The following is an 8,361-nucleotide window of genomic DNA, read 5'->3' as shown; positions in this document are numbered from 1 at the left end:
TACCATCTAAATATCGTTTCACCGCTTGGATTTTTTCTTTTGAAGAAAATTTAGCCATAAAAAATGCACCTCCAATTGTTAGACTGTGTCTAACAATTGGGGTGCACTTCACTTTATTGGATTTGGCTTTTCAATTTTAAACAGTATGAATTTGAAAAGATAATATTAAGCTAAAGAAGTAAAATATACTGATACAAAATACTTATAAAATTACTCGTGTTATAGAAAAATAATAAGAAAAAGGTGTTTAAAATAGAATCATTTTCATTAATAGTTCAAGTTTTGAAGAATAGTGCATACAATATAAAGTGTTTTCCTTTCTTCATTTAAGTTTTACGTATATAATTTAAAAGTACTATTTTTATTTTATTATTTTATATTTATAACAGAATAGAGGTTTAAAAATGAGTGTTAAAATCATTACGGATAGTGCGGCGGATTTACCAGTAGAATTGCTGCAAGCATATGATATTGATTTAATTCCACTCCGTGTATATGATGAAGCAGAAACAGAGTATTTAGATGGAGTAACATTAGAGTCAGTTACATTATTACAAAAAATGAGAGAAGGCGCTGTTTATAGAACATCATTGCCTTCACTTGAAACTTTCCAAGAAAAATTTGTTTCTTATGCAAAAGAAGGTAATCCTTGTATATATTTAGCTTTTTCATCTGAACTGTCTGGTACATATCAATCATCAGTTGTCATTAAAGAGGAAGTAAAAGAAACATATGCAGATTTAGATTTAGAAATTATTGATACAAAATGTGCTTCGCTTGGTCAAGGTCTTGTCGTTTTAGAAGCTGCTAAAATGGCAAAAGACGGCGCATCAAAAGAAGATATTTTAAACCATGTCGCTTTTCTAATGAACCATATGGAGCACATCTTCACTGTAGCTGACTTACAGTACCTTGTTAGAGGTGGACGTTTAAGTAAAGTAGCTGGTTTTATCGGTGGTTTACTAAACATTAAGCCTATCTTAAACGTGGAAGAAGGAAAACTTGTACCACTTGAAAAGGTAAGAGGGAAAAAGAAAGTATTAAGCCGAATTGTTGATATTATGGAAGAGCGTGGTAAAGACCTTAAAGGTCAAACAATCGGTATCACTCATGGTGATGACTTAGAAACAGCGGAAGCATTAAAATCATTAATTACGGAAAGATTCGGTTGTGAAGTATTTATCGTAAATACAATTGGTGCAGCAATCGGAGCACATACAGGACCTGGCGTTATAACGTTATTTTTCTTAAATGAAGTAGAGTAAAGGATTGATCATTTGATCAATCCTTTTTTCTTTAATCTGTGATTACCGGTCGATATGGTATTGGTGAAGATAAAATCATCGAAGTTTTGACTGTTCCAAACGGAATAACGATATCAATTAATTCTTCTAATTCCTTCATAGAGTGAACTGCTACTTTTAAGTAATAGCTACTTTCACCTGTTACTCGGTGACATTCAAGTATTCTATGTTCTCCGTATATTTTTTCCTCAAATTTTTTACAAGGAATCTTTAAATTTTCAATTCTTAAAAATGCTTGAATTGATTTTCCAACTGCATCTAATGATATCCGTGCGGTATATTTCTCAATTATTCCAGTATCTTGTAATCTCTTTAGTCTTTCGGTAACACTAGGGCGGGTGAGGTGTAAGTGCTCAGTCATTTCTGTAATTGTCATTCTGGCATCTTCTTGCAGTAATAGGGTTATTTTCTTATCAATTTCATCCATGAATTATGCTCCTTTACAAATACGAAAGTGAAATTCTGAAATAAATACATAATGTAAAATCTAATGCCAGACTACATACAATTTTGAATATCAAATAGACTGACAACTTTCTATAATTAAAATATAAATGGAGGTGCATGTAATGTCTAATCATTTTAATGAAACAATTTCAATTAAAAGGGGAACTGCTTTATACGTTGGAGCGGTTCTAGGATCAGGAATTCTTATATTACCTGGTATGACAGCGAGTGTAGCAGAAGGGAATGCGATTGTTTCCTGGCTTGTTATGATAGCACTTAGTATTCCACTTGCGTTCACATTCGCTTTTTTATCGATTGAGCATCCAAGTACAGGTGGAATTGCTACTTTTTCAGAAAAAGCTTTTGGCAAAAATGTAGGTGCTATTATAGGTTGGTCTTTTTATATAGCAGGTAGTGTTGGGCAAATCGTTGTATCTTTGACTGGTGGCATGTATATAGTGAAGGTCTTTACGTTACCAGCATATTTTTCGTACGTTATAGCGCTGATTATTTTAAGTATTTCAATTGGTTTCAATTTATATGGGTTACAAATAAGTGGATTATTTCAAATATGTATAGGTGTATTAACTTTCATTATTTTAATCGTAACAATTATAAGTTCATTACCTTATATTGAAATGAAGCATATAAATGTACATATTTCTATGCAAAAAATAAACCCAATTTTAGAGGCATCATTATTAATTTTTTGGTCGTTTTTCGGTTGGGAAGCCATTACGAGTTTAGCGCCAGAATTTAAAACACCTAGAAAAAGAAATATTATTTTATCCACAGGATTTGCGATTGTTATTATTGGAGTTTTATATATTGGTATTGCATTATCAGTAATTGGAACGAAGTCTTATCATATAAACGCTGATAATACTACAGCTTTAGTGCTGGTAATCAAGCGAACTTTAGGTGACCAATTTGCATGGATAATTGGATTTTTAGCTTTTATCATTTGTTTAGGAACGACAAATGCATTTATAGCAAGTATGGGCCGTTTAGGTTATTCATTAGGGCAGGAAGAAGTTGCACCACGTTATTTGGCACATATTGATGAAAAAAGAGAAACGCCAACAAATGCAGTAAAAGTTGTAGGCTTTATCGCGATTATAGGTTTGTTAATAAGTTTCGTTTTACAAATCAGTATAGATAAAATTGTATTAATACCAAATTCATTAGGAATTATTACATATATAGTTGGTACTGCGGCCGGGATGAAATTAATAAAGAATAAGTTAGGGAAAATTTTTTCTATAGTGGCTTTTACATGTTGCATAGCGGTTTATCCTTTTATTGGGGGAGTAATACTTATTCCAGTGGCTGTATCATTCATATGCTTATGTTATGTAGGTTTCGGTAGCAGAAGAAAAGAGTATAAATAAGAATGTATTTATAGGAATTTAAATATTTGAAGATATCAAAATTTTGCAATTTCATATATAATTGTGTAGGAAGAAATATCTGTAACTATTTGTAAAAATAGGAGGCGGCTATAAAAATGCATGAAATTGCTAGATGGGATTTAAATCGCTTGTATTCAAATGAGGATATTCTATTTCCAATTTTGGAGTTGAAAGAGCAATATTTTGTAACAAAAGATGTAGAGGTTCTTTCAAAGCTTATACAAGCTATTGAAAAAGCAGAATACTATTTGTACTGTAGATCAGTTGAAGAAAGTGTACCACCTGACCTTACTAAATTGACCGTGAAAGTGAAGGAACTAAAAAATGAATTACAGCAAGTAATAAAACATAATGAAGTGGAAACTTCAGATAATACTAAGTTAATAAAAGATGAGCTGAATGCGTGGGAAAATATGTACATACAATTACGGGATAGGATAGAAATAGAGCACAATAATAAACAATTATCTTTTGGACAAGCAAATACTATTGCAATGAATAGTGATAATGAAAAGGAAAGATTAGAGGTATTCGAGTTACTTACAAGTACTTTACATAAGGAAAAAGAAATCTTTGCTACAGTATTAAATCAAATAGGGAGATTGCGTAATGCAAAGAGTAATGAAATAGAAGATAGAGAGATTTTAACACAATCTTTTCATGCAAATGGCATTTCAGAAACTGTATTATTACAAATGTGGAATGCGACAGAAAAAAATCTTGATAAATTAGTAATTGCTTTAAACGTGTATAAGAAAGGGGAAGCTTCGATTACATGGCATGAACTTATGACAGTAAAGGAAAGTAATGAGATCATGATTCCTTTTTCAGTAGCAATACAAAACGTTTATGATGCATGTAAGAATATTGATGAAGAATTAGCAGAATTTGCACGTAATGCGATAGAAAGTGGTTGGGTAGATGCTGAACCGAGAGAGAATAAACCACCAGGTGGGTTTTGTGCTCCATTTTTCAGTGAGAAAGAATCGCGAATTTCCATTCGTTATGATGGGAGTATAGATAGTGTAAGAGTGCTCGCTCATGAATTAGGACATGCTTGGCATTTTTATAATATGAGTTTTGAACAATCTACATCTTTTTTAGATGATTATTTGCCAATGAGTACGGCTGAATCAGCATCTATTTTCTTTGAAACGGTACTCTTAAATTATCTAATTGAAACAACGGATAGTAAAGATATGAAAAAGTCATTACTTAGCTGGAAAATAAGAAATGGTTTTAATTATGTAATGGCAATACGAGCATCGTATCAGTTTGAAAAAACATTTTATGAAAAATGTAAAGAGGGTCCTTTAAGTGCTGATGAAATTGAGAAATTATCTATAATTGCACAAAAAGAAGCTTATGGAAAAGCTTTAAGTGAATACCAGCCGTTTGTATGGATGAAATATATTCAATTTTATATAGCAGATGTTTCTTTTTACAATTATCCATACACATTTGGATATTTAGTAAGTTTTAGCTTATTAGAAATAGCTCAAGAAGGTAAAAGTACTTTTCATTCGAAATATAAAGAGTTCTTACGAGAAACAGGAAAGGCTCCAGTAGAGGAGCTTATGAAAAAACATTTTGAAATAGATATAAGAAATTATGAATTTTGGAATAAAGCTTTTATTCAAATTTCTAAAGACATTGATGAATATTTGCAGCTTATGTAAGGAGAGAGTACAGTGGATCAGCAGTTTATAAAAGGTATACCTTTTTCAACTTTAGAATATGCAAAAGCTATAAGTTTATTAAAAGGTTGGCTACATGAACAACAAGAGAAACCAAGGTTTGTAGTAACTGCAAATCCTGAAATTGTTATGTCTGCAAAGGAAAATACGGAAAAATCAAAGGAATTTAAAAAGATGTTACTATCTGCGGATTTAATAACAGCGGATGGGATTGGTGTCATAATTGGCTCGAAAATATTAAAAGGAAGTTTGAAAGAACGTGTTACTGGGGCGGATTTAACTCACGATTTAATAAAATATTGTAACGACAATGAATATCGTGTCTTTCTTTTTGGAGCTGCGCAAGAAAGTAATAAAAAGGCATTAGAAAAATTAAATGAGCAGTTCCCAGGAGCACAATTTAAAGGACAGCATGGATTTGTAAATGGTGAAGAAATAGAGGAAATAAAAATGAAAATTAAGCAGTTCAAGCCGCATTTACTACTCGTAGGACTAGGTTCACCAAAACAAGAAGAGTTCATCTATGAAAACATACAAACATTAAACGTTCCGCTATCTATTGGTATCGGAGGCATGATTGATATAATATCTGGTACTGTAAAAAGAGCACCAAAAATAATGAGGGATACTGGAACTGAATGGCTGTATAGGTTACTCTCACAGCCGAAAAGATTAAAGAGACAACTTGTACTTCCGAAATTTTTATTATCGGTTATGTCTGAGCGGATTAAAGGGATTAATTAATAAAGGGGACTACATACATGAACAGAATCGGCATTATTGGAGCAATGCAAATTGAAATAGATTTACTTTTAGAAAAACTAGTTATACAAGAGGAACAGACAATAGCGGGAATGCCTTTTTATATTGGAGAATTCATGGGAACAGAAGTAATTATTACACGTTCTGGTGTAGGGAAAGTAAATGCAGCTGCATGCGCGCAAACATTAATTCATAAATTTGATGTAGACTCTATCATTAATACGGGCGTTGCTGGTGGATTACATTCAGATGTAAAAGTCGGCGATATAGTTATTTCAACGAATGTTACTCATCATGATGTAAGTAAAACTCAAATGAAAAACTTATTTCCGTTCCAAGAAGAATTTATTGCAAGTAAGGAATTGGTAGAGTTAGCACGTAAAGCTTGTATTAGTAGTAGTTTACAGATTGCAGTTCATGAAGGAAGAATTGTCAGCGGTGAATGTTTTGTTGAAGATTCAAAGTTAAAGGCGAAATTAATAGACGAATACGCACCTCATTGTACAGAAATGGAAGGGGCAGCAATTGGACATGTTGCCTATATAAATGATATACCGTTTCTCATTATAAGATGTATTTCTGACAGCGCAAATGATGAAGCTCAAATTTCTTATGATGACTTCGCGAAAACTGCTGCGAATTATTGCTCAGAAATTATTATTGAGATGCTTAAAAATATATCTGGTAAAACCATAGTCCAAAAGGAGAGATAGGAATGTTACAAGCATTAATTTTTGATATGGATGGTACGTTATTTCAAACAGATAAAATTTTAGAATTATCATTAGATGATACTTTTGATCACTTAAGATCACTTCAATTATGGGATACGGTAACACCGATTGAAAAATACCGTGAAATTATGGGTGTGCCGCTACCGAAAGTTTGGGAAGCTTTATTACCGGACCATTCTATTGAAATAAGAGAGCAAACAGATGCATATTTTTTAGATAGACTAATTGAAAACATAAAAAGCGGAAAAGGCGCTTTATATCCAAATGTAAAAGAAATATTTACATATATAAAAGAAAATAATTGTTCAATTTACATTGCTAGTAATGGTTTGAAAGAATATTTACGAGCAATCGTAACTTATTATGCTTTAGACAAGTGGGTGATTGAAACGTTTAGTATTGAACAAATACAATCGCTAAATAAAGGTGACTTAGTTAAAAGTATTATGAACAAATATGATATAAAAGAGGCAGCGGTAGTTGGTGACCGGCTATCTGATATAAATGCAGCGAAAGACAACGGTTTACTTGCAATTGGGTGTAATTTTGATTTTGCGCAAGAAGATGAACTTGCTCAGGCTGATGTAGTAATAGATGATTTAATGGAGTTGAAGGGGATATTACCTGCTGTACAGAGGTAAATAAAGTGTGTGCGTTTTTTGCCAAGTCCTATATGTCTTAGTTTATGGAGGGAATATGATTAAAAATAATTTTAAAATTAGTAATATTCCTGCGGTTTTATGGGGAGATAAGAGTGATAAAATTTTTATTGCAGTACATGGAAATATGTCAAATAAGGAAGATACAATTATTCAAATATTAGCTGAAGAAGCCAAACAAAAAGGTTATCAAGTATTAAGCTTTGATTTACCTGGGCATGGAGAAAGAAAAGATGATAATACGCCTTGCAAAGTACAGATTTGTGTTAGTGAATTATCTATAATTATGAATTATGCAAAAGAACATTGGAAAGAAATAAACGTGTTTGCATGTAGTATGGGAGCGTATTTTAGCCTTTTAGCTTATCAAAATGATGTGGTAGAAAAGGCATTATTTTTATCACCAGTAGTTAATATGGAACGAATTATCGAAAATATGATGAAATGGTTTAATGTAACACCAGAGCTTTTGCAAAAAGAAATGACTATAGAGACACCTATTGGTCAAAAGTTACATTGGGATTATTTATGCTATGTAAAAGAACATCCTATTAATATATGGAATATAGATACATATATTATGTACGGAGCTAAGGATGAACTGTGTGAACTTGAAACTATTAACTATTTTACAGAAAAACATCGTTGTGAATTAGAAGTTATGGAGACGGGTGAACATTACTTTCATACCGAAGAACAGTTAAAGATATTTGAACAGTGGTTACACAAACATATCGATTAACAAATTATAATTTATCTTGAACCTGTTAGAGAAGAATGAGGAATATATAAACTGATAGTATATTTGAGAGACATTATAAATGTATATGTATTCATTTAAGTAAACAGGTGCTTTAGTTCAATAAGACTTAAACAACTATATTATCGATTTACATCTAAAGTGAAGAATACACATACTACGAATTGAATAAGATAACAATCATAAAAATGCTCAGAATCAAAAATTCTAGAGCATTTTTATGTATTTTCATAGTAAGGGGAGATTTACTTGAAAGATATACATATTCAACAAATTGAAGATTTAATGATATACGAACACGATTATCTTGTTCAGGAAAGCAAAGACGAAGGATTTTATTTCCTAATAAAACTAATAAGTGAATATGAAAATAAAATAAACACGTTTAATAAAACTGGTGAATGCTTATATGGGATTTTTCAAGGGGAAAAGTTAATTGGAATAGGAGGGTTAAATGAGGATCCATATACAATAAACTGTAAATGTCAAGATAAACATGTACATTTTCGCTTGTTTAAGCATGTACAAAATCAATCATTTTCTTTGCTAAAATGATCTTTAATTCGATAGGATTGTCCTACAATAC

The 8,361-nt window shown here is 31.6% G+C and carries 8 protein-coding genes and 1 pseudogene; 8 read left to right on the top strand and 1 reads right to left on the bottom strand.

The annotated features are described in order from the left end of the window. Positions 1-404: 404 nt before the first annotated feature. Positions 405-1,265: a DegV family protein gene (locus tag ACS2CR_RS32580; RefSeq protein WP_053514314.1), complete on the top strand. Its 861-nt coding sequence runs from the start codon at positions 405-407 to the stop codon at positions 1,263-1,265. Between the two features lie 31 nt (positions 1,266-1,296). On the opposite strand, the gene ACS2CR_RS32575 is transcribed toward ACS2CR_RS32580, so the two are convergent. Beyond that, a complete protein-coding gene (locus ACS2CR_RS32575; protein ID WP_000343328.1) occupies positions 1,297-1,731 on the bottom strand; it encodes an Lrp/AsnC family transcriptional regulator in 435 nt (144 codons plus the stop codon). Positions 1,732-1,873: 142 nt separating this feature from the next. Here ACS2CR_RS32575 and ACS2CR_RS32570 point away from each other — a divergent pair, with 142 nt between their 5' ends. The 7 genes and pseudogenes from ACS2CR_RS32570 to ACS2CR_RS32540 form a co-directional block, all read left to right on the top strand. Next, the gene (locus ACS2CR_RS32570) at positions 1,874-3,142 is read left to right on the top strand and encodes an APC family permease (RefSeq protein ID WP_000064917.1); all 1,269 of its coding nucleotides are present in this window, start codon (positions 1,874-1,876) and stop codon (positions 3,140-3,142) included. 116 nt (positions 3,143-3,258) lie between these two features. Next, entirely contained in the window at positions 3,259-4,842 is a 1,584-nt protein-coding gene (locus ACS2CR_RS32565) for a M3 family metallopeptidase (RefSeq protein ID WP_053514316.1), read from the top strand. Positions 4,843-4,854: 12 nt separating this feature from the next. Next, on the top strand, positions 4,855-5,604 hold the full coding sequence (locus tag ACS2CR_RS32560) for a WecB/TagA/CpsF family glycosyltransferase (RefSeq protein WP_053514317.1): 750 nt from the start codon (positions 4,855-4,857) through the stop codon (positions 5,602-5,604). Between the two features lie 17 nt (positions 5,605-5,621). Further along, entirely contained in the window at positions 5,622-6,335 is a 714-nt protein-coding gene (locus tag ACS2CR_RS32555; protein ID WP_001079723.1) for a 5'-methylthioadenosine/adenosylhomocysteine nucleosidase, read from the top strand. A gap of 2 nt (positions 6,336-6,337) precedes the next feature. Beyond that, the gene (locus ACS2CR_RS32550) at positions 6,338-6,997 is read left to right on the top strand and encodes an HAD hydrolase-like protein (RefSeq protein ID WP_053514318.1); all 660 of its coding nucleotides are present in this window, start codon (positions 6,338-6,340) and stop codon (positions 6,995-6,997) included. A 55-nt stretch (positions 6,998-7,052) separates the two neighbouring features. Continuing rightward, positions 7,053-7,757, top strand: a complete 705-nt coding sequence (locus ACS2CR_RS32545) for an alpha/beta hydrolase (RefSeq protein WP_053514319.1) — start codon at positions 7,053-7,055, stop codon at positions 7,755-7,757. Between the two features lie 267 nt (positions 7,758-8,024). Next, positions 8,025-8,258 (top strand): annotated as a pseudogene (locus ACS2CR_RS32540) (GNAT family N-acetyltransferase); the annotation flags it as partial. Positions 8,259-8,361 lie beyond the last annotated feature (103 nt).

The sequence above is a fragment of the Bacillus cereus group sp. BceL291 genome (genome assembly GCF_051776705.1).
GTDB lineage: Bacteria > Bacillota > Bacilli > Bacillales > Bacillaceae_G > Bacillus_A > Bacillus_A cereus.
The sequence above is the reverse complement of the archived record's forward strand: the minus strand, read 5'-3'. Positions and strand labels throughout refer to the sequence as shown.